Source organism: Streptomyces sp. NPDC038135 (assembly GCF_055601245.1).
The window spans coordinates 288,278-308,501 of the sequence record NZ_JBVJXS010000012.1 but is presented as its reverse complement, the minus strand read 5'-3'; the positions used below and the strand labels follow the sequence as shown (position 1 = coordinate 308,501).

Here is a 20,224-nt window from a genome sequence, read left to right as displayed (position 1 = left end):
CGCTCACTCCCGCTTGGCGACGGTCACGGCGGCCGGCCTCAGCTGCCGCTCGGCCTCGCCGTAGCCGGGGCGCAGCACCTGCGCCACGGTGTTCGGTTCGGCGTCGGGGTCCTGGACCACGCCGACGACCTCGTGCCGGGAGGGGTCGAACGGGACGCCGGTCTCGGCGTGACGCTCGAAACCGAGGCGTTCGAGGACGGACACGGCCTGGTCGCGCACGGCGCGCACCCCCTCGACGATCGCCCCGGAATCGGAGCCCGCGTGGGTCAAAGCGAGTTCCAGGTTGTCGATGACGGGAAGGAAGGCCGCGGCCGTGCGGGCGCGTTCGACCGCGCGCTCCCGGTCCAGTTCCCTGGCGTGTCGCTTGCGCAGGTTGTCCAGATCGGCGAGAGCACGCCGCCAGCGGTCCTCGACCTCTTTAAGCGCGGCCGCGTACTCGTCCTCGCCGCCGGCCGGACCGGTGGCCGCGTCGGGCCCCGGTTCGGCCTCCGTGGTCGGCGGCGCGGGCTCTGGCAGGTGGCCCTGCGGTGGTTGTGCGGCGCCTTCGGGCGGCAGGTCGGACGATCGGTCCTGGGGAGGGATCGGCATGGCGAGTACCTCAGCCCTTGTCGAACTCGGCGTCAACCACGTCTTCGTCGGCGCCGGCACCGCCCGGCCTGGAGGCGTCCGGCCCGGAGGCGTCCGAGGGACCACTCGCCGCCGCGGCTTCGGCCTGGTGGGCGGTGAGCCCGGCGTAGACCTGCTGGAGTTCGGAGATCAGCGGCCTGACCTTGTCCACTCCGGCCTCGTTCTTGACCGCGTCGCGGGCCTCTGCCACCAGCATCTCGGCACGCGCCTTTTCGTGCGCGGGCGCGGCGTCGGCCAGTTCGTTCAGACGCTTCTCGACCTGGTAGGCGATCGCGTCAAGTTCGTTTCGGGCGTCGACGGCCTCGCGGAGTGCCTGGTCCTGGCCCCGGTTGGTCTCAGCCTCCTGGACCATGCGTTCGACCTCGCTCCGGTCCAGGTTGGAGCTCTCGCTGATGGTGATGCCCTGTTCCTTACCGGTGTCCTTGTCGCGCGCGCTGACGTTGAGGATGCCGTTGGCGTCGATGTCGAAGGTGACCTCGATCTGCGGTTCGCCCCGCGGCGCCGGCCGGATGTCGGTGAGCTGGAACCGGCCGAGGACCCGGTTGTCAGCGGCCCGCTCGCGCTCGCCCTGCAGGACGACGATGTCGACGGCCGGCTGGTTGTCCTCGGCGGTGGAGAAGGTCTCGCTGCGGCGCACCGGGATGGTGGTGTTCCGCTCGATGATCTTCGTCATCACTCCGCCGCGCGTCTCCACGCCCAGCGACAGGGGGGTGACGTCGAGCAGCAGGACGTCCTTGACCTCGCCCTTGAGCACCCCGGCCTGGATCGCGGCGCCCAGGGCCACGACCTCATCGGGGTTCACGCTCATGTTGGGTTCCTTGCCGCCGGTCAGCCGGCGCACCAGTGCCTGGACGGCGGGGATGCGGGTGGAACCGCCGACAAGGATGACCTCGTCGATGTCGCCCTCGCCGACCTTGGCGTCGGCCATGGCCTGCTGGACCGGACCGAGGCAGCGCTCCACGAGGTCCCCGGTGATCTGCTCGAACGTGGACCGCATGATCGAGTCGGTGAGATGCTTGGGCCCGGAGGCGTCCGCGGTGATGAACGGCAGGCTGACCTGGGTCTGGGTGACGGAGCTGAGCTCGGTCTTGGCCTTCTCCGCCGCCTCGAACAGGCGTTGCAGCGCTTGCGGGTCCTTGCGCAAGTCGATGCCGTTCTCCTTCTGGAAGTCGTCCGCGAGGTAGTCGACCAGACGCCGGTCGAAGTCGTCGCCGCCCAGATGGCTGTCACCCGCCGTGGAACGCACCTCGACCACGCCGTCGCCGACATCGAGGATGCTCACGTCGAAGGTGCCGCCGCCCAGGTCGAAGACGAGGACGGTTTCGTGCTGCTTCTTGTCCATGCCGTACGCGAGGGCGGCCGCCGTCGGCTCGTTGATGATCCTCAGCACTTCCAGCCCCGCGATCCGTCCGGCATCCCGGGTCGCGGTGCGCTGGGCGTCGTTGAAGTAGGCGGGCACCGTGATGACCGCCTCCGTGACCCGCTCCCCCAGCTGCTTGGAGGCGTCGTCGGCGAGTTTGCGCAGCACCAGGGCGCTGATCTCCTCAGGCGCGTACAGCTTGTCACGCACCTTGAAGCGGGCCTCGCCGTTGTCTCCCGGGACGACGTCGTAGGTGACGGCCTTGGCCTCGTCGGGGATTTCGTCGAAATGCCGGCCGATGAACCGCTTGGCCGAGTAGATGGTGCCCTTGGGGTTGAGGATTGCCTGGCGCCGGGCCAGCTGGCCCACCAGGCGTTCCCCGGTGTCGGTGAAGGCCACCACGGACGGTGTCGTACGGTTGCCCTCGCTGTTGGGCACGACGGACGGCTCGCCGCCCTCCCACACGGCGATCACCGAGTTGGTGGTGCCCAGGTCGATGCCCACTGCCTTGGCCATGAGGAACTCCTTCCGCGGCGGTCGACGTCCGTCGGCGACCGTTCATCCGCCGGGCCCTGTCCGCCCGGCCTCGAAACTCGTTCAGCTGGGGGCGGGGACGCTGCGCGCGCGGCCACCCCTGGAGGAGGCTCTCTCCGTGTTCGCGGCGGCCCCGCTGTCCAGCCCAGCGACCAGCAGGACGGCCTCATCGGCGACGTCCTCGTCCACCACGGCGTCAGGGAAACCCTGGTCGGCGAGGTGATCGACGGCACGGACGGCTTCCTGGTGCGTCGAGTACGAGGCAACGGCCCTGCGGGGCTTGCTCGGTCATGGCCACTCCTTACGCCGACGGACCGCCGAGCGGTCCCGACAAGCCCCAGAATGGCTGTTCGCCCGGTCACCCCGCCTGCGCCCAGCGAGTCGAAAAGTGGCACCGGCGGTCGGTCTGCGAGGACAGGAGGCGGGAGGACGATTCGGGGTCGCGGTTCGGGAGAGGGGCTGCTCTTTCCGGTGCGACTGGCCCGTGGTTCAGCCGGGCATGGGATGGTGCGCCCGGGCGAACTGCTCCACCACGGCGGCGCAGAAGGCAGGCAGGTCGGCCGGACCGCGGCTGGTGACCAGCTGTCCGTCGACGACCACCTCCTGGTCGGCGACGACCTCCGCGCCGGCGTTGCGCAGATCGGTGCGGATGCTGGGCCAGGACGTCAGGCGGCGGCCGCGCACGGCGTCGGCTTCCGCCAACGTCCACGGACCGTGGCAGATCGATGCGACCGGTTTCCCGCTGGCCATGAAGTCCCTGACGAACTGCACCGCGTCGCGGTTCATGCGCAGCTGGTCGGGGTTCATGGTGCCGCCGGGCAGGAGCAGGGCGTGGTAGTCGTCGACGGAGGCGTCGGCGACCAGGCGGTCCACGGGGAAGGTTCCTGCCGCGTTGAGGTCAAACTGGCGGGCCTGGATCTCGCCGGGATGGAGCGAGACGATCTCGGTCTTCGCCCCTGCGCCCTGCAGCGCACCGCGCGGCTGGTCGAGTTCCACGCGCTCAACGCCGTCGGTGGCCAGAATCGCCACCCGCATCCCCTGCAGTTCCTGTGTCATTGTTACGGCTCCCTTCACGAGTCGCTGGTTGTACGACGCGAGCGGCAGGGACACCCGGCAGGGCCCGTCCGTCACCCGGACGGCAGCTCCGGCTGATACATGCTCAGGGCACCCTCGGCCGCGGCTCGCAGTCCCCGGTCCTTCGACACGCGCGCCGAGGACCTCGGCATGTCGGTTCGGACCGGTGACATGCACCGGGGCGCGACTGCTACAGCAGCCGGTCGAACACCGCGGTCACGCCGTCCCAGTGGCTGGCCTGCGGGTTCTTGACATCCGGGTACAGGATCTTGAACGTCTCGGCGAGGGCGACGCTGAGACCGCCGATGATCTCGGGGTAGCGCTCTTCGGTCTCCTGGGTGGGCGTCCTGTCGAGCGGAGGGTGCGCGGCGAGCTGGTCCAGGTTCGGCTTCAGATCGACCTCCTCGTCGAGCCGCCGGAACCGGTGGATGCTTTCCTGGAGGCCCTTGGTGATCGGTAGGTCCCACGGTTCGACGGTGTCCCGGCCGTTGGCCTGAGCCGAGGCCTGGCCGACGACCAAGAGGTCGTAGAGCTTGGCGTCGACGAAGTCGCCGTACCGCTTGAGGTCGTTCTTGTCCACGTCGAGCCCTGCGGCGGCGCGGAAGAACCTCTCGAACTTCGACACAGCCATCACGGTCATGCCTCTCGCCTCCTCACCGGGAACCGGACGGCGTCGTGCGCTCCGGCCGGCGCCGCCATCGGCTGTTACCGGTCGAGATTCGCAGAGCCCGCCTGCTGAGCGCCTCCGCATCCCAGGCCGAAAATGAACACCCCCTTCCACCCTGGCAGAGCAGCATGGCCGACTTGGCGAAGCGGGACCGTGTCGGGGCGCTCCGACGGGCAACGCACATCGGTCGACAGCCCGCCGTCGAACGCTCTCGACGCCGAGCGGGTCGGCCGGAAACGCGGCGAAGGGCTAGGCCGTGTCCGCAAAGTCGCGTCTGCGTCACGACGCCCGGCACGCACTCTCGCCGCACCGGCCGAAAGCCCGAGTACACCCAGTACGAGGGCATCCGGCCGGCACTCCCCCAGCCTTCGGCCGGGGGGACCCCCAGAGCACGCACCGGACGCCGCGACGCCCGCCCTACGGGCGAACGACGCGACTTTGCGGACACGACCTAGCCGACGCGCCTACACGTACGGTGCCCTGACACACATCCGGCAGACCGGCGCCGGTGTCCCCTTTGCCGCCGCGGAGGCCGTCTGCACTTGTGCTCGGAGGTCTATGGCTCCCGCGGCTTTTCCGCCCGCCGGGAGCAGGCATGGTGTGGCCCGTATCCGGAGCATGGAGACGGCCTCTGCTGAGGCGCCCGCACCATGGCGCGCATCAGCCCGCTTCAGGAAAAGGACCGCTCATGGACTACGACACCTTCCTCGACACCGTCACCCGGCGTGCCCCTGTCCCCTCGGAAAAGGCCGAGCCCCTCACTCGCGCCACCCTGGCAACACTGGCCGAGCGGCTCACCAGGGGTGAGGCGGAGGACCTCGCGTCCGAACTGCCCAAGCCGCTGAAGGAACCGCTGGTCTCTCCCACTCCGGAGGCCGAGGCCTTCGGACTCGACGAGTTCATCAATCGGGTGAGCAGGCGAGCAGAGGTGAGCCCGGACGAGGCCCGCGAGGGTGTACGTGCCGAGCTGAGCACCCTGAGGGACGCGGTCAGTGAGGGCGAGTTCCGCCAGGTGATGTCCCAGCTTCCCCGGGACTTCGAGGCTCTCGTCGGCGCCCCGGGCTAGGAGGAGCCAAGACCGACGAGGCCGGCGCCATCGGCGTAAGACGGAATCGGCCGTGCTCACGGAGGCCCGAAGCAGTGCCGCGGCACAGGCGTCTTCCCGGTGCCGCATGCGAGGGCCCGACGCATGCGGCGGGCTCTTGGCCCGTGGCCTGCTCGCCGTTCCCGTCGCGTGTCATGACACCCATTCCATCGACTTCACGACAGAGGATCCGGCATGAGTACTCAGACGCCCCGCATCAGCTCGCCCTCGCGCGTTCCGACCAGTTCCTCGCCGAGCGGGGACGGCATCGTCGTCGCAGCCGGCCCGGTACAGGTGGATGCCTTCATCGACTTTCTGTGCCCGTTCTGCAAGCAGTTCGAGGGTAAGAGCGGGCCGATCCTGGACGAGTTGGCGGCGAACGAGGCAATCCGTCTCGTCTACCACCCGATGGGTTTCCTCGACGGCCTGTCCACCACCCGCTACTCCTCCCGTGCCTCGGCGGCGTCGGGCTGCGCGGCCGATGGCGGCCACTTCATGGAGTACCTGTACGCGCTGTTCGCCAACCAGCCCCCCGAGGGCGGGCCGGGCCTGTCCGACGACGAACTGATCGAGCTCGGCCGCGCGGTGGGACTAGGGGACAGCTCGTTCGCCGCGTGCGTCCGGCAGGGCGTCTACCTCGACTGGAGCTCCTATGTGACGGAGACCGCCGTCCAGCGGGGCGTAGGGGGAACGCCGACCGTGGCGGTCCAAGGCGTACCGGTGCCGGCCAACCCGCACACCATCCTTGCCGCGGTGCGCGCCGCCCATGCCGGTGGCGGCGGATGAGGCGGGATAAGGACCCGGACACGGCCGATTCACCGGAGGTTCGCATGACAGAACCGACAGTTCCCTCAGCCAACGCACCCGTGGACGTCGAAGGCGCGACGCAGCGGCCGTTCTCCGAGCACGCAGCCATGGCCAGGGCGTATCCCGGCGGCAGGATGACCGTGGGCGCCATTACGCCCCTGGAGGGATTCGACGGGCCCGTGCCGTCCCTGGCCGGGCATATCGAGCGGATCCAGCAGGCCGAGCGGGCCGGCTTCGCGTCGGTGTGGGTTCGCGACGTGCCGCTGTTGGACCCGAGCTTCGGGGACGCCGGGCAGGTCTTCGACCCGTGGGTGTACCTGGGGCAGCTCAGTGCCCGCACCACCTCGATCACACTGGGGACCGCCAGCATCGTCATGCCGCTGCGGCATCCACTGCACACCGCGAAGGCGGCCGCCTCGGTGGACCAGCTGTCAGGCGGCCGGCTCCTGCTCGGGGTGGCCACCGGTGACCGACCCGTGGAGTTCCCGGCCGTCGGTCAGGACCTGGGCGACCGGGCCGAGAGGTTCCGGCGGTCGCTGGAGTACTTCCGTGTCGTCCTCGAGCACCGTTTCCCGCACGTGGAATCGCCGCTCGGCCGGATGCGCGGCACCGATCTGCTGCCCAAGCCGGTGTACCGGCGGATCCCCGTACTGATGACGGGACGCGGCAGGCAGGACGTCCGGTGGATCGCCGACAACACGGACGGCTGGCTGTACTACACCCCGCCGCTCCAGCAGCAGGCCGAGAACATCCAGCGGTGGCGAGAGCTGACCGAAGGCGACGGCGGTGGGTTCAAGCCGTACGCACAGGCCACCTATCTGGACCTGACCGAGGACCCGCTGACCCTGCCCCGGCGCATCCACCAGGGCTTTTCGGTGGGCCGGGTGTCGTTCCTGGCGATGATGCGGGCCTGGCAGGACATCGGCATCGACCAGCTGATGATCAATTTCAAGCACAGCCGACGTCCGGTCGCCGAAGTGATCGACGAACTGGCCGAACACGTGCTTCCGCACTTCCCGCCCGGGCATTTGGGCGCGCGCGGCGAGCACCGGCGGCCCGTGGAGCGAACCGGACCCTGAGCAAGCACGACCCCGGACCCCCTGTGTACTCAGTCCCGGACGGCCCCGGCCGGCCGCTCCTGCGCGTAGTCGCACGTGCCCTCCGCCCGGAACTGCAGGGCCGCGCTGGTCACCTCCGCGCCGAGGCCGCGCAATTGATCCGCGACCGCCTGGTCGGTGAGACGTCCGTCGCCGTCGAAGGCCCGGGAGGACCGCGGGACTGCGAACACCAGCGGCACGGCCCAGCCGCGCAGCGACCGCACGATGAACTCCATCGCGTTGATCGCCTGCAGGCCCTGCACTCCACCGGCGGTTGTCAGCATCCCCACAGGTTTGTTGCTGAGGTAGGGCGGGTCGTTGTCGGCCAGGAGGGCGAGCCAGTCCACCGCGTTCTTGAACGCGCCGCTGACCGACCCGTGGTAGGTCGGGCTGCTCCACAGCAGGGCGTCGGCGGCCTGAACGGTGTCCGCAAGCCGGCGGGCGGACGGAGGGATCCCGTGCTCGGACGTGTAGAACGGGACATTCAGCCGCTTGAGGTCGATCACCTGGGTGTCGGCGCCCGCATCGGCCGCCCCCTCGACCGCAACACACAGTGCGGTGAGGCTGGTCGACGGGGTACGCAACGAACCTCCCATTCCGACGACGAGTGGGCGCGCCATCCTGTCAACTCCTTCAGAGCATCTCCAGGGGCGTGGGCCCGCCGGGCGGCGGGAACGCCTCGTCGAGGGCGTCGAGCGCCTCGGTGGGAAGGTGGAGGTCCACCGCGCCGCGGTTCTCCCGAACGTGGCCGGGCGATCCGGAACGCGGGATCGCGGCCGCCCCCTGCTCCAGCACCCAGGCGAGTGCCACCTGGGCCGGCGTTGCTCCGAGGGCCCGGGCCACGGCACCCAGTGCCTCGACCTTCACGAGTCGGGCCTGCTCGATGGGAGAGTAGGCCATGACCGTCACCCCGGCCTCGCGGCACCAGGGAAGCAGATCCCACTCGATGCCGCGCCGGGAGAGGTTGTACAGCACCTGGTCGACGGCCGCGCCGTCCCCACCGGGGAGAGCGGTCAGCTCGACCATGTCGGCGACGTCCAGATTGCTCACGCCCCAGGAACGGATCTTCCCCTCCTCCATCAGGTCGGTGAATCCCGCAAGGGTCTCCTCGAGCGGCCACCGTCCCCGCCAGTGCAGCAGGTACAGATCCAGCCGTTCCGTACGGAGCCGCCGCAGGCTGCGCTCGCAGGCGGCGACGGTGCCCTTCCGGTCGGCGTGGCCGGGCAGCACCTTGCTGATGAGGAAGACCTCTTCCCGGTGTCCCCCGAGGGCTTCCCCGACAAGCTCCTCGGCTGCGCCGTCGCCGTACATCTCAGCCGTGTCGACGACGGTCATGCCCAGGTCCACGCCCAGCCGCAGCGCGGCGATCTCCTGTTCACGCCGGGCCGGGTCCTCGCCCAGGTACCAGGTGCCCTGCCCGAGCGCCGCGATCTCCTCACCGGAGGGGAGCGCAATCGTTCTGGCCGATTCCGCAGACATCCCGGGCCTCCCGTCCGCCGCGGATGCGTGTCACGCGCACCCGCACCGAGTGCCCAGGTCCGCGCCTCCCAGACAGCCGTGCCGCATCCGCCACACGGAGGTCAGGAGGGGCGAGCGGACTGCGCCGAGAGCTCGCCGGGACCCGGTGGGCGATCGCGCAACGCGACGGTCACCGACACAACGGCGCCGCAGGAGAGGACCGTCGCGAAGCCGATCATCGCGGTCTGCACGGCGAAGTGCCGCAGGGCGATGCTGAACAGGACGGAGGGCAGGCCCATTCCGAGGTACGCGACGACGAAGAACACGGCGAGGACCCCCGCGCGTGAGGCGGGCTCGGCCACTGAACCGGCACGTTCGACTCCTCCCTTGAACAGCAGCCCGGAGCCGGCTCCCGAGAGAGACACGGCGACCAGGTAGAGCCAGAGCGCGGGGTGGTAGAGGGCGACGGCGCACAGGACCAGGCCGACCGGAAAGACCACTGCCCCCACCGTCAGGACCCGAGGCAGCGGGAGGCGTCCCAGCACCAGCTGGGCGGCCGCCGCGGAACCGAACATGAGGAAGGCCGCCAGGCCGACCATGAGGGGAGAGTCGGTGTGCAGGGTGCCGTGGAGCACGCTCGCCCCGAGGGAGGAGATCAGGCCAAGGATCGCGAAGGCGAAGGCACCCAGCGCGCCGGCCGCGCCGAAGGCCCGCCGGGCGCCGGGGCGCAGGACGAACCGGGTGGGCGGTTCGGCCGCGGGCAACTCCCGGTCCACGGTCTCCGGGGTGCACAGCACCAGCGCCAGGCACACTGCCATGGCGAGCGTGAAGATCGCCTGGGCGGTGACCAGGGGGGTGGGAAGCCATTCGGCGGCGGCTCCGGCGACCAGGGGCCCTGAGGCCAAGCCGCCGAGGTTGGCGGCGGTGGCCACGATGCCGGGCAGCACCGAACCCGTCCGGTCCGGACGGGCCTCGTGGTGGAGGTCGTGCAGGTACGTCGTCGCGGTCGAGGCCATGAGCCCCAGTCCGGCACCGTTCAGGATTCTGCCCGCTATCAGCCCCGGCAGGTCCCGCCACACCATCAGTACGACCGACGCGACGATACCGACGAGCAGCGCCGGGACGATGATGCGCCGCCGGCCGAGCCGGTCCGACAGGTGTCCCAGTCCTAGGAAGGCGGCCGCTGCGCCCACGACCATCGAGGCGTACGCCACCGTGACCGTGGTCGCGCCGAAGTGGTCCCGGGCCTCGTACAGCGGCCACAGAGGGGTAGGCGCGGTGCCGAAGGCCATCAGCACGGTGAAGGCCACCGCCACGAACCAGAAACCGGTCGTGTGCGTGGCACGGCGCCGGGCGGGGGCGCGCGGCGGCAGGCCGTCGGGAGCGGGCGCTTGGATTCGGTGGGTCGGGTTGTCGGGAGCGTCGGCTGTGGGACGGCTCAACGGCGTCGGTACGGCAGGCAGGAGTACCCCTCCTCGAGCGGAAGCGGATGGCGTTCCTCCATCCTCCTCACCAGCCAGAATCAGCGCCAACGAATGTTTTTGCTCGTCTCCAGCAATGCGAGTGATACTTGTGGTGTGGAGCTACGTCAGTTGGAGCACTTCATCGCGGTCGCCGAGGAGCTGAGTTTCACGCGTGCCGCCCGTCGGCTGCATGTGGTGCAGTCGGGGGTGTCCGCCGCGATCCGCTCCCTGGAGCGCGAGCTCGGCTGCGCGCTGTTCGAGCGCACGTCGCAGCAGGTCCGGCTCACTGGGGCGGGCGCGGCGCTGCTGCCGGAGGCCCGGGCCACCCTGCACGCCGCCCAGGCGGCCCAGGACGCCGTGCGCGCCGCACAGGACACGCTGCGCGGCACGGTGAACGTGGGCGCCATGGCCTCGGTCGAGGTGGTGGACCTGCCCGCGCTCCTGGGGCAGCTGCACGCACGGCATCCCGCGATCGACGTCCGGCTGCGGCTGGCGACGACCGGCTCGGCGGGACTGGCGCACGCGCTGCTCAGCGGGGACCTTGACGTGGCCTTCCTGTCGCTGCCCGAACGCAAGCCTGCCGGGATCGACGCACGGGAGCTGACCACTGTGCCGCTCGTCCTGGTGGTCAGCGCCGGCCATCCGCTCGCGCAGCGGGAAAGGGTGGCACTCGCGGACCTCGCGGGGGAGCCTTTCGTGGACTTCCCGCCGGGCTACGGCAACCGCGAGGTGGTCGACCAGGCGTTCGCGGCAGCGGGCGTCGTACGCCGGGTGGCACTGGAAGTGCCCGACATCGACATGGGGGCGGCACTTGTCCGGCACGGACTGGGCATCGCCTTCCTGCCCGAGTTCGCCGTGGCCCGCACCCCCGGCCTGCACGTCCTGGACGTGCGCGGCACCGCGCTCCGCTGGAGCATGCATCTCGGCACGTCGTCGACCCGGCGGCCCACCTCGGCCCTGGGAGCGCTGCTCGACCTGGTGGACCTGCACGCCATCCGCCTGTGACGTCCGGGCGTCTCCGACGGCGGACCGCGGTCGGAGACGCCGCAGGACAACACGCGGCTCTGCCGGAGGACGTCTCGGTCACGCCAGCCGTCATGACCACACGGCGATCCCGCGGGTGGCCCCGGGGTCACCCGGCTGATTCGATGGCCTGCGAGAAGTCCGTTCCGAGCTGCGACATCAGGTCGTTGAACTCCTTCTCGCTGATCGCCTCCCGGAGCACGGCCAGTACGGTCCTTACACCCCGGTCGGCTTCCTCCTCCTTGAGCATGGTGCGTTCGGCCACGCGCCGCACGCCGTCCTGGTGCCCGAAGCGCTCGATGCGGTCCGTGGCTCCCCGGCGCACCGCCTCCGCGAGGCCCTCGGGGAGCTCGGTGATCAGGTCCCTGGCCTCCCCGGCGCTCAGCCTGTGGGCCAGCGTCTCGAGCGTGGCCCGGGTCAGGTCCGCCGCCTCCTGCCGGCTCAACCCGGTGCGCTCGGCGACGGTACGTACGAAGTCCTGCTCATCCATGCGTCGTCCTCCTTCGCTGCTGTGTTGCGACGAACGGCGCGGACCCCGGCGTCAGCCGGGCCCGCCCAGCATGATCTTCCACACTCGGGTAGCCACCTGGAGGTTCAGCCGGTCTTCCACGTTCGCGAGGTCGTTGCCGCTGATGTCGCGGATGCGCTGAAGCCGATAGCGCAGCGTGCTGCGGTGGATGCCGAGGGACTCTGCCGTCTCGTCGTAGTTGCCGCCGAAGTCGAAGTACTGGGACAGGGTCTCCACCATGGTCGCGTGGTGCCGGGAGTCGTAGTCGATGAGCTGCCCGAGCCACTCCTGGACGAACGTCTCCAGTTCCCGGCGACCGCTGCCGGGTCCCAGGATGCGATAGAGGCCGAGCTCGTCGAAGAACGACGTGCCGTAGCGCTCGCGGGAATGGTGGCGCGCTTCCAGGGCGCGTAGCGCCTCCTGGTAGCGGTGGGGGACGACCGTGGGCAGCATGCTGGTGACCATCACCTTGCCCACGAGCGTCGGGCGAGCACTGGAGCACGCCGGGGTCATCGCACTCGGGGGCGTGACGCAGGCCGTGCTGATCTTGCTGTTCCCGATCCGGCGTTGGGGGGCGCATCGTGACGCCCTCGCCGACGCCCTGGCCGCCGTTGCGGACTACGCCCGCCGGTTGCGGCACGACCCGACCGCCCCGTTCGACCCGGAGCCGTTGATGACGGCCCGGGACGCGGCTGCGGTGACGCCGTCCCAGGCCCGCACCCGTCCCCCCGTCCTGCACGGCCCTCGGGGACTCGCCGAGCGCATTCGGCCGGTGGTCGCGGCGCTCGCCGACCCGCACGTGGGCGCCCCGGCGGAGGGACCCGGGCGGGACCGCGCGCGAGAGTTGCTCGACGCGGCCGCCGACGTCCTGGATGCGGCCGCTCGTTCGATCCGACGCGGCACGCCCGCCGAGGTACGGCCCGAGAGCATGGACGTCCTGCGCGTCGACCAGGAACACGAGGTGCTGGAGGGCCCCGCGCGGCAAGCCGCCGAGCGGCTCGTGGAACTGCTCGGCGAGGCGTTGGAGATCGCCGGGAGCGGCTGCGCACACGGGAGGACGGCCACGCCGCCCGGCACCGCCGGCGCCCAGTTCCTGGTGCGCCCGACGCTGCTCCGGCTGGTCCCGGTCGTCGTCCGGGCGGTCCGCCGTGAGCTCCGCCGGGACTCGCCCGTGTTCCGGCACGCCGTCCGCCTGGCGGCGGTGGCCACGCTCGGCTATCTGATCGCCGCCCGGCTACCCCTGGGCCACGGCTACTGGGCGCCCATCGCCTCGGTGATGGTGATGCGGCCGGACTTTCACCGGACGTACGCGCGTGCAGTGGCGCGTTTCGCCGGGACCCTGGCGGGGGTCGCACTCGCCACCGGCACGGTGCGGGCCCTGGGCACGGATGCCCACGTGTCTGGCGCGCTGGCGGTGGTCTCGGCGGGCCTGTCGTACACGCTCAACCGTACCGGCTACGCCTACTCCCAGTGCTTCACCGCCGCGTACGTCGTCTTCCTGCTCGGCATGGGCGGCCAGGCATGGGAGCAGACGGTCCCGGAGCGGGTGGTACTCACCCTGCTCGGCGGGGCCCTGGCAATGCTGGCGTACGTGGTGTTCCCCGCATGGGAGACACCCCGACTGCCGAGTCGGCTTGCGGACTGGCTCGCCGCCAACGGCCGCTACGCGGCCGCAGTGCTCCGCAACTACGCCAAACCGACTCGGGAGCATCACGCCGGCATGCGCAGGGCACTGCTGGAGAGCAGGGAGGCACGTGCCGCCTGGCAGGAGGCATACGACCGGGCAAGGCAGGAACCGGTCCGCCCCAGGGGTCTGACGTCGCGCGAGGCGCAGGAGGCGCAGGAGGCGCTCAAGGGGTTCGGCCGGGCAGCGATGCTCATGGAGAGCCACGTCCCGCGGGCCGACAGCCGTTTCGTCCCCGGAGCGGAACGATTCGCCGAGGCCCTGGAGACGGACACCGCGAAGGCAGCAGTCGCCGTGCGCGAGCACAGGAATCCGGACTGGGGACGCGTGGAGGAGGCGCTCCGCGCGTGGGAGGACGCCGCCGCCGGCAACGGGAGCCCGGTCCTGCGGCGCGAAGCGGAACTGCAGAAACGGGCCCTGGACAACCTCTCGACAGCCGTGAGCCGCACCCCCCTGGAACGGGACGTCGGCTCTGCTCGCGAGGAGCAGCGGGTGCGGGCCGCGGTGGCGACGCAAGGTGACAGATCAGGGCCATCGCACCGGCGTGGGTGACGAAGTCGGCCACGGGGAGCGCCTCGCCTCCTGAGTTCAGAGAGCCGGTGTGGCCGAGCTGCGCGGTCGGTGTGACCGGCCGGCGGGGCGTGGCCGGGGGCGGCGGTGCGGTGGCCGGCGTGCGGGCGGGGGTCTTGGTGCCGGCGAGTGTGACGGCGGTCTGGGCTGCGGGTGTGGCGGTGCGTCCTTGCCGGTGGTCAGCTTGGCGATCTCCTTGCCCCGGGTGTGCTTGCTGGACGTGTCGAGGGTGTCGGCGGCAGCGCGGGTGAGCGCCGGATTACCGGTGGGGCGCTTGCCTTGGGCAGGATGGGCGCATGACCGAGATCCGCACACCCCGTCTCCTCCTCCGTAGCTGGCACGACGACGACCTCGCGCCGATGGCGGACATCAACGCGGACCTCCGGGTCATGCGCTGGATCGACGACGGCTCGGTGCACGACCTGGACCACACGGCCGAGGACATTGAGCGATGGGAGGAGGAGTGGGACGAGGAGGGTTTCGGACTCTTCGCCGTCGAGCTGCTGGCCTCGGGCGAGCTGATCGGCTTCACGGGACTGTCCGTGCCCGAGTTCCTGCCGGAGGTGATGCCCGCTGTGGCGATCAGCTGGCGGATCGGGTCACAGTTCTGGGGCCAGGGATACGCCTCCGAAGCCGCCCACGCCACGCTGGAGTTCGCTCTCCAGGACCGCGGCCTGGACCGCGTCATCAGCATCAACCGGGTGGGTGACAACGCCTCCGAGAACGTCATCCGCAAGCTCGGCATGGTCCCCGAGCGGGAGACGGCACACCCGGTGTACGGCTACCCGCTGCGCGTTCACGCCATCGATCTCACCGAGTTCCAGGCGTGAAACCCGGCCGGGCCGTCGATCAAGACAGCCGACCACTGTCCCTACGTCCGTGAGCGCGTTGATCGCGACGGTACGGAGACCGAGGGCACTCGTGTTTTCCTGACATTGTGCCCACGGAGCGGGATGCATGCGGGCTTGGCCGGGGCATCGCCCGAGGCCGCCGGCTGTCGCGGCGACCGCAGGACCGCGTGCCCCGGTGAACGCCGGGCGGCGCGGCGCCGGGTGCCGGGGAGTCCCTCGCTCCCGCAGGAACTCGGCACGGTGGCACGGGGTTTGGGACGGAAGGCTGTCGCCCGGAATTCGTCGCGGCGACAACTCACATGACCGGACCGGCGGTTGGAGGGCGACAACTCACATGACCGGCCCGGCGGTTGGAGGGCGACAACTCACATGACCGGACCGGCGGTTGGAGGGCGGTGCCCTGCGTGCGGATCAGCGGGCGATCGAGATCGCGAAAGGCGCGAATCCGCCGGCCCGGATCACGTGCGGTACGAACAGGATCGCGGCCTCCGTGGCGCGGGCGGTCCGGATGCCGCCGAGATCGGTGATCCACTCCGTGCGCCAGCCGAGGCTCACGAGGAGTTCGCGGACGGCCTGCTTGGCCCGGGGGTCCTCGCCGGAAAGGAAGGCGTCGGGCGACCGGGTCAGTGTGGCCGGAGCGGTCATCACCGGAAAGAGCATGGTGTTGAGTGTCTTGACGACGCGTGTTTCGGGGAGCGCTTCCTGAAGTTGCTCGGCGAGACTCGAGCCGGGGTAGAGCAGGTCTGCGGGCAGTCCGTCCGGTCCGTCGAGGGTGGCGTTGGAGACGTCGACGAGGATCTTGCCGCGCAGTTCCTCGCGCAGGGCGGTGAGCCGGTCCAGCGAGCCGGCGCCGGGGGTTGCGTTGATGACGATCTGGGCCGTGCGGGTGGCGTCGGCGGCGGCGCCCTGCGTACGGTCCGCCACTCTTACCTCGTGCCCTGCCCGGGTGAGGGCTGCGGCGAGGTTGCGGCCGACGCGGCCCTTTCCGAGAACTGCGATCGTGCGCATGGTGGTCTGGTCCCTTCGAACGTGCGGTCGTGGTGCGGTCAGCGGGAGAGGGTGGCGACGGCCCCGGCATGGACGCCGGGCGCGGCCGCCAGGAAGCTGTCGCTGCGCGGGGTCCAGGGGCGGCCCTCGGCGTCGGAGATCTGTCCGCCTGCCTCGGTGACGAGCAGCGCCCCGGGCAGCAGGTCCGCGCGGGCACCGGCGAACTGCCAGAAGGCGTCGATCCGGCCGGCGGCCACGTGCAGCAGGTGCAGGGTCGCGGGCACGGAGGTGCGGACGACGAGTGCGTCGAAGAGCATCGCGGTGATCGAGGAGCCGACACGCCGTACGACGTCGTCGTCCTCGTCGGGCCGGGCCTGGCTGGTGGCCACGATGCTCAGGGCGAGGTCCGCGGTCCGGGAGACGCGCAGCGGCCGGCCGTCCAAGTAGGCGCCCGCGCCGGTGAGCGCGGTGTAGGTCTCGCCGGTCAACGGCAGGTGGACCGCGGTGAGCACCGGCTGGTTGTCGCGCACGAGGGTGGCGGTCACCGCCCACTCCGGCAGGCCGTGCAGGTGGTTGACGTTGCCTTCGGCCGGGTCCACGACCCACCATTCGCCGGGCGGCAGCGCCCCGCCGTCCAGCTCGTCCTCCACCCACCCGGCGTCCGGGCGCAGGTGCGTGAGGCGGGGGCGCAGGATGGCGAGGGCCGTGTCGTCATTGGCGGCGAGCGCGCGCATCAACTCCTCGCGACTCTGGTGGCTGACCACCTCCCCGAAGCGCTCGCGCAGCGCCGATCCGGCCGTGCGCACGGCGATCGCCGTCTGGTCCAGCAGGTCGGCGCCGGTGGCGGTGATGTTTGCGGTCCGAAGTGTTTCGGGCATGGTGAACTCCTTTGTGAGCAGGGGGTGATGAGGTCGTTCGGGCCGTGCGGTGGGCGCTGTTCTGCGCTCTGCTCTCGACGGTATACAGCCCCGTGATTAACCTCAAATGCATGTAAAGCACGGCTAGGATTACTCGCATGCAATTGGATTTGAACCTGCTGGCCGCGCTCGACGCGCTGCTGGAGGAAGGCAGTGTGGCCGGGGCGGCCGCACGCCTCCATGTCACCGCCCCCGCGATGAGTCGGAGCCTGGGCCGCATCCGGCGTACCACGGGAGATCAGATCCTGGTGCGCACCGGCCGCACGATGACCCCGACGCCGTACGCGATCTCCGTCCGGGAGCAGGTGCACGAGCTGCTCCACCAGGTCCAGGGAGTGTTGGCGCCGAGCCGTGAACTCGATCTGGCGACACTGGAGCGCACTTTCACTCTCCGCTGGCACGATTCCCTGGTCGCCTTGAGCGGCCCCGCACTGCTCGCGGCCGTACGTGCGGAGGCGCCGGGCGTGCGGTTGCGCTTCGTCGCGGAGTCGAGCACGGACACACCGGAGTTGCGGCGCGGTGAGGTGGACCTGGAGGCGAACGCCAACCGGCCGAGCGCACCGGACATCCGCGCCGAGAAGGTGGGCGAGTCCCCCCTCGTGATCGTCCTGCGGCAGGGGCATCCCCTCACCCGCGGCAGGACCGTCACCGCCCGGCAGTACGCCGCCGCCGAGCACGTCACCGTTTCGCGGCGGGGAAACCTCGGCAATGCCCTCGATGACGCCCTCGAGCGGCTCGGCCTCACCCGCCGGGTGGTGGCGACCGCGCCCACGGAAGCGGCCGCGCTGGAGTTCGCGCGCGGTTCCGATCTCCTGATCAGCGTCCCCGAAGCCACCACTCGATCCACGGTCGCGGACCTCGGCCTGGCCGTGCTCCCCCTGCCGCTCGAACTACCTCTCGCACCGGTCTATCTGTCGTGGCATCAGCGCTACGACACCGACCTCGCCCACGCCTGGCTGCGCGGGCTGGCGCGGACCGCGCTGACCATGCGCGGGGCGTCATAGATCGGCGCCGTACGGCCGCTGTCGTCCACGCGACCGCCTCGGTGGCGCGGGGCCGGCCACCGTAGCCGCTCCTCGACCCGATCAGCCTCGCGGAGCACCGGTTAGGCAGAGCGCCGGGTCGGTCGTCAACGTCGCAGCTGCCGGCGGGGCTGTGTAGGCGGCGGTTGCCATCATGCTTCCACCGTCGCGGACCGTCCCCCGCTGCGGTCCGGCCCGCCGACCACGTATGCACGGTGTTCGTACGCTGAATGGACGCATCATGACTGTTCCAGGTCTAAGGTGGGGCCGGAGGTGCTTCATGTCCGAGTTGTTCGACGCGGTGGACGCACTGGTGGCGTCTCGGTCGCCGCTGCCGCCGCCGGCAGAGCGTAGGCGGCTGCGTCAGGCTCATGCGCTCACCCTTGATGAAGTGGCCGCCGCCCTGGGCGTGCGACGCGCGACCGTCGGCGACTGGGAGGCGGGCAAAACGGAGCCTCGGCCCCCGCAGCGGGAGGCGTACGCGCGCCTGCTCGAGCAACTCACACAGCTCTATCCCGCTGGCGCACCTCAGGAAGACACCGCTGCGGCGCCAACCGCACCCCGCGCAGTGTCGAAGGCTCCGACCGCGCTGACAGGCCCAGAGCCCTTGGCCGCGGCCCCGACCGCGTCCGATGCAGCCCGGGCAGCCACCTCCCGTCCGGCGCCTGCCGCCCGGCCGTCGACGACGTCGCGCCGCCCGGGCGCGAAGAAGGCGGCCCCGGTGAACTCGCCGGCGGCCGGCAGCGCGTATGCGCACGGTCCGCTGCTGGTTCTGGACGCCGATGCCGAGCGCAATGTGACCGGCTACGGTGTCGGCGGCCTTACCGTGGACGTGCCCGCCAAGTCCCTGTCCGCCTTGCTTGAGTGGACGCTGACCGAGGCGCAACTCGGGGCGGAGCGGCTGCACGGCTCGGGCAAGGACGCCGATCCGCTGCTGGTGCTCACCGCGGCGGCGTGTGAACGCTACGGTCTGCCTGCGTCGCTGTCGCACGAGGAGCGGCTCGCCGGGCGACTCCCAGAGGGGCACAAGGTCGTCAAGCAGCTGCAACGGGCGGATTGGCAGCTGACCAAGCGGGGGCTGGGGCCGTGGGCGCGGATCTACCGGCCCGTTCAAGGGGGTCGTCGACGGTGCGTGCAGCTGTGCATCCCCTCCTGGCACGCCCTGGACGACCGCGCCTGGGGGCATGCCGCGCAGTTGGAGCCCGCGGAGCTCGCCCGGGTGCTGGGCGTCTACGCGGCCAGGGTCATGACGCCGGTCGGGTCCACCGCGGTGACGGGCTTGCAGCTGATGACCGCGCTCAACCCGCCGACCCGCGCCAGCCAACCGGACGCCGACGGCAAGCGGCACCGCGAGCACCGGCCCGGCTCGCTGGGTACGGAGCCCCTGGACCCGGCACCGTGCGAGGCAACCGACGGGCACCCCGTCCTCGCGGGCCTTCCACGGTTCCATGTGCGGGGCCCCGGCGAGCGCCTGTTCGAGGAGGCCTATGACTGGGCCAGGGACCTGACCGACGAGGAGTGCATGAAAAGCCACCTGGTCGGCATCGACGTCAATCTCGCCTTCGGCGCGGCCGCCAACGGCGCCGTCGTCGGCCTCGCGTCGCCGCCCGTGCACGTCACCAACCCGACCTTCGATGCGGCGCTGCCCGGCTCGTGGCTGGTCGACCTCTCCCACGTCGACCTGGGCCGGGTGAAGGTCGGCAAGCAGTGGCGCGACCTCGACGGTGATCTGCTGCCCAGCCCGTTCACACCGACCGGCCAGTCGCCCGAGGGCCCCGCCTGGTACGCCACCCCCACCGTGGCCTATGCCCTCGAGCTGGGCTACGACGTCGCTCCGCTCGAGGCGTGGGTGCGCCGCGAGAGCGGCCGGTTCCTGGACGGCTGGTACACGCGGCTACGGGACGCCTACGTCGCGACCATGGCGGATTTGGGTGTCTCGGAGAAGCTGTCTCCCGCCGACTTCTTGGAGGCGATGGACGGCTACAAGACCCGTGATCCGGAGTTGGCGCTCGTTCTCAGCGCCGTCAAGATGACCGTCAAGGGCGGCATCGGCAAGCTGCAGGAGAAGGCACGCGGCGGCGGATGGAAGCCCGGACAGGCGTGGCCCGCCCTCGCACGGCCGACGTGGCGTCCCGACATCCGCGCCACCGTCATCTCCCGGGCCCGGATCAACATGCACCGCAAGATGCTGAATTTGGCCGCGGCCACCGGACGGTATCCGGTCGCGGTCCTCTCGGACTGCGCCGTGTACGCCGCCGACGGCCCCAGCCCGCTGGATGTCCTGCCCTACGACGCCGCCGGCAAGACTGTGCCCGGTTCCTTCCGGCTCGGCGTCTCCCCCGGCATGGTCAAGCACGAGGGCACCCAGAGCGTGCTGTGGGGAGCCAACGTGCTCGAGGAGCTGGCCGGCGACGGCCACGTCGCCAACCTCGCTCGCTACATCAAGACCGGCGAGATCACCGCCAAGGACACCGGAGAATAGGGCAGTTAC

At 70.8% G+C, this 20,224-nt stretch carries 18 protein-coding genes and 1 pseudogene; 8 read left to right on the top strand and 11 right to left on the bottom strand.

Features of this window, described 5'->3' with window-relative positions; translation table 11 throughout:
* Positions 1-3 precede the first annotated feature (3 nt).
* The 4 genes from ACZ7JA_RS32030 to ACZ7JA_RS32015 all read right to left on the bottom strand — a co-directional run bounded on the left by ACZ7JA_RS32030 (position 4) and on the right by ACZ7JA_RS32015 (position 4,235).
* The gene (locus ACZ7JA_RS32030; protein WP_470811855.1) at positions 4-588 is read right to left on the bottom strand and encodes a nucleotide exchange factor GrpE; all 585 of its coding nucleotides are present in this window, start codon (positions 586-588) and stop codon (positions 4-6) included.
* 10 nt (positions 589-598) lie between these two features.
* Positions 599-2,503 (bottom strand): molecular chaperone DnaK, encoded by a 1,905-nt coding sequence (gene dnaK / locus ACZ7JA_RS32025; RefSeq protein WP_470811853.1) that lies wholly within the window; start codon positions 2,501-2,503, stop codon positions 599-601.
* A gap of 507 nt (positions 2,504-3,010) precedes the next feature.
* Positions 3,011-3,577 (bottom strand): type 1 glutamine amidotransferase domain-containing protein, encoded by a 567-nt coding sequence (locus ACZ7JA_RS32020; protein WP_389450621.1) that lies wholly within the window; start codon positions 3,575-3,577, stop codon positions 3,011-3,013.
* A gap of 208 nt (positions 3,578-3,785) precedes the next feature.
* Entirely contained in the window at positions 3,786-4,235 is a 450-nt protein-coding gene (locus ACZ7JA_RS32015; RefSeq protein ID WP_389298345.1) for a DUF1931 family protein, read from the bottom strand.
* 715 nt (positions 4,236-4,950) lie between these two features.
* Here ACZ7JA_RS32015 and ACZ7JA_RS32010 point away from each other — a divergent pair.
* The 3 genes from ACZ7JA_RS32010 (at position 4,951) to ACZ7JA_RS32000 (ending at position 7,232) form a co-directional block, all read left to right on the top strand.
* On the top strand, positions 4,951-5,328 hold the full coding sequence (locus tag ACZ7JA_RS32010; protein ID WP_389298343.1) for a DUF2267 domain-containing protein: 378 nt from the start codon (positions 4,951-4,953) through the stop codon (positions 5,326-5,328).
* A gap of 213 nt (positions 5,329-5,541) precedes the next feature.
* Positions 5,542-6,132 carry a DsbA family protein gene (locus ACZ7JA_RS32005; RefSeq protein ID WP_470811850.1) on the top strand — a complete coding sequence of 197 codons (591 nt, stop codon included), beginning with the start codon at positions 5,542-5,544 and terminating at the stop codon, positions 6,130-6,132.
* A 44-nt stretch (positions 6,133-6,176) separates the two neighbouring features.
* Positions 6,177-7,232, top strand: coding sequence for an LLM class oxidoreductase (locus ACZ7JA_RS32000; protein WP_389450618.1), 1,056 nt, complete (start codon positions 6,177-6,179; stop codon positions 7,230-7,232).
* 29 nt (positions 7,233-7,261) lie between these two features.
* On the opposite strand, the gene ACZ7JA_RS31995 is transcribed toward ACZ7JA_RS32000, so the two are convergent.
* The 3 genes from ACZ7JA_RS31995 to ACZ7JA_RS31985 form a co-directional block, all read right to left on the bottom strand.
* Positions 7,262-7,870 (bottom strand): NADPH-dependent FMN reductase, encoded by a 609-nt coding sequence (locus tag ACZ7JA_RS31995; RefSeq protein WP_389450615.1) that lies wholly within the window; start codon positions 7,868-7,870, stop codon positions 7,262-7,264.
* A 13-nt stretch (positions 7,871-7,883) separates the two neighbouring features.
* The gene (locus ACZ7JA_RS31990; protein WP_470811847.1) at positions 7,884-8,729 is read right to left on the bottom strand and encodes an aldo/keto reductase; all 846 of its coding nucleotides are present in this window, start codon (positions 8,727-8,729) and stop codon (positions 7,884-7,886) included.
* Positions 8,730-8,830: 101 nt separating this feature from the next.
* A complete protein-coding gene (locus ACZ7JA_RS31985; RefSeq protein WP_389298336.1) occupies positions 8,831-10,150 on the bottom strand; it encodes an MFS transporter in 1,320 nt (439 codons plus the stop codon).
* A gap of 135 nt (positions 10,151-10,285) precedes the next feature.
* Between ACZ7JA_RS31985 and ACZ7JA_RS31980 the strand changes: the two genes are divergently transcribed.
* Complete coding sequence (locus ACZ7JA_RS31980; protein WP_470811845.1) at positions 10,286-11,176, top strand: LysR family transcriptional regulator; 891 nt, start codon at positions 10,286-10,288, stop codon at positions 11,174-11,176.
* 127 nt (positions 11,177-11,303) lie between these two features.
* Here ACZ7JA_RS31980 and ACZ7JA_RS31975 read toward each other — a convergent pair whose 3' ends face one another.
* Positions 11,304-11,684: a DUF2267 domain-containing protein gene (locus ACZ7JA_RS31975; RefSeq protein WP_389450606.1), complete on the bottom strand. Its 381-nt coding sequence runs from the start codon at positions 11,682-11,684 to the stop codon at positions 11,304-11,306.
* 51 nt (positions 11,685-11,735) lie between these two features.
* A pseudogene (locus ACZ7JA_RS31970) lies at positions 11,736-12,140 on the bottom strand (PucR family transcriptional regulator); the annotation flags it as partial.
* 13 nt (positions 12,141-12,153) lie between these two features.
* On the opposite strand from ACZ7JA_RS31970, the gene ACZ7JA_RS31965 reads away from it, so the two are divergent.
* Positions 12,154-13,938 (top strand): FUSC family protein, encoded by a 1,785-nt coding sequence (locus ACZ7JA_RS31965; RefSeq protein ID WP_470811843.1) that lies wholly within the window; start codon positions 12,154-12,156, stop codon positions 13,936-13,938.
* Between the two features lie 314 nt (positions 13,939-14,252).
* Positions 14,253-14,786, top strand: a complete 534-nt coding sequence (locus tag ACZ7JA_RS31960) for a GNAT family N-acetyltransferase (RefSeq protein WP_470811841.1) — start codon at positions 14,253-14,255, stop codon at positions 14,784-14,786.
* A gap of 432 nt (positions 14,787-15,218) precedes the next feature.
* Here ACZ7JA_RS31960 and ACZ7JA_RS31955 read toward each other — a convergent pair whose 3' ends face one another.
* Together ACZ7JA_RS31955 and ACZ7JA_RS31950 are read right to left on the bottom strand one after the other, a co-directional pair.
* The gene (locus tag ACZ7JA_RS31955) at positions 15,219-15,815 is read right to left on the bottom strand and encodes an NADPH-dependent F420 reductase (RefSeq protein WP_470811839.1); all 597 of its coding nucleotides are present in this window, start codon (positions 15,813-15,815) and stop codon (positions 15,219-15,221) included.
* Between the two features lie 38 nt (positions 15,816-15,853).
* Positions 15,854-16,672 (bottom strand): inositol monophosphatase family protein, encoded by an 819-nt coding sequence (locus ACZ7JA_RS31950; RefSeq protein ID WP_470811837.1) that lies wholly within the window; start codon positions 16,670-16,672, stop codon positions 15,854-15,856.
* A 137-nt stretch (positions 16,673-16,809) separates the two neighbouring features.
* Here ACZ7JA_RS31950 and ACZ7JA_RS31945 point away from each other — a divergent pair, with 137 nt between their 5' ends.
* The gene (locus tag ACZ7JA_RS31945) at positions 16,810-17,715 is read left to right on the top strand and encodes a LysR family transcriptional regulator (RefSeq protein ID WP_470811835.1); all 906 of its coding nucleotides are present in this window, start codon (positions 16,810-16,812) and stop codon (positions 17,713-17,715) included.
* Positions 17,716-18,013: 298 nt separating this feature from the next.
* Positions 18,014-20,215: a telomere-associated protein Tap gene (tap, locus tag ACZ7JA_RS31940; protein ID WP_389298313.1), complete on the top strand. Its 2,202-nt coding sequence runs from the start codon at positions 18,014-18,016 to the stop codon at positions 20,213-20,215.
* The last annotated feature ends 9 nt before the right edge of the window (positions 20,216-20,224 follow it).

Bases quoted from the DNA above. Each gene is read 5' to 3' on its own strand.
- ACZ7JA_RS31965 (WP_470811843.1), top strand. From the start codon at position 12,154: ATGCTGGTGACCATCACCTTGCCCACGAGCGTCGGGCGAGCACTGGAG.
- ACZ7JA_RS31955 (WP_470811839.1), bottom strand. From the start codon at position 15,815: ATGCGCACGATCGCAGTTCTCGGAAAGGGCCGCGTCGGCCGCAACCTC.
- ACZ7JA_RS32020 (WP_389450621.1), bottom strand. From the start codon at position 3,577: ATGACACAGGAACTGCAGGGGATGCGGGTGGCGATTCTGGCCACCGAC.
- ACZ7JA_RS31945 (WP_470811835.1), top strand. From the start codon at position 16,810: ATGCAATTGGATTTGAACCTGCTGGCCGCGCTCGACGCGCTGCTGGAG.
- ACZ7JA_RS32000 (WP_389450618.1), top strand. From the start codon at position 6,177: ATGACAGAACCGACAGTTCCCTCAGCCAACGCACCCGTGGACGTCGAA.
- ACZ7JA_RS32005 (WP_470811850.1), top strand. From the start codon at position 5,542: ATGAGTACTCAGACGCCCCGCATCAGCTCGCCCTCGCGCGTTCCGACC.
- ACZ7JA_RS31960 (WP_470811841.1), top strand. From the start codon at position 14,253: ATGACCGAGATCCGCACACCCCGTCTCCTCCTCCGTAGCTGGCACGAC.
- dnaK (WP_470811853.1), bottom strand. From the start codon at position 2,503: ATGGCCAAGGCAGTGGGCATCGACCTGGGCACCACCAACTCGGTGATC.
- ACZ7JA_RS32030 (WP_470811855.1), bottom strand. From the start codon at position 588: ATGCCGATCCCTCCCCAGGACCGATCGTCCGACCTGCCGCCCGAAGGC.
- ACZ7JA_RS31990 (WP_470811847.1), bottom strand. From the start codon at position 8,729: ATGTCTGCGGAATCGGCCAGAACGATTGCGCTCCCCTCCGGTGAGGAG.
- ACZ7JA_RS31975 (WP_389450606.1), bottom strand. From the start codon at position 11,684: ATGGATGAGCAGGACTTCGTACGTACCGTCGCCGAGCGCACCGGGTTG.
- ACZ7JA_RS31950 (WP_470811837.1), bottom strand. From the start codon at position 16,672: ATGCCCGAAACACTTCGGACCGCAAACATCACCGCCACCGGCGCCGAC.
- ACZ7JA_RS32010 (WP_389298343.1), top strand. From the start codon at position 4,951: ATGGACTACGACACCTTCCTCGACACCGTCACCCGGCGTGCCCCTGTC.
- ACZ7JA_RS32015 (WP_389298345.1), bottom strand. From the start codon at position 4,235: ATGACCGTGATGGCTGTGTCGAAGTTCGAGAGGTTCTTCCGCGCCGCC.
- ACZ7JA_RS31995 (WP_389450615.1), bottom strand. From the start codon at position 7,870: ATGGCGCGCCCACTCGTCGTCGGAATGGGAGGTTCGTTGCGTACCCCG.
- tap (WP_389298313.1), top strand. From the start codon at position 18,014: ATGTCCGAGTTGTTCGACGCGGTGGACGCACTGGTGGCGTCTCGGTCG.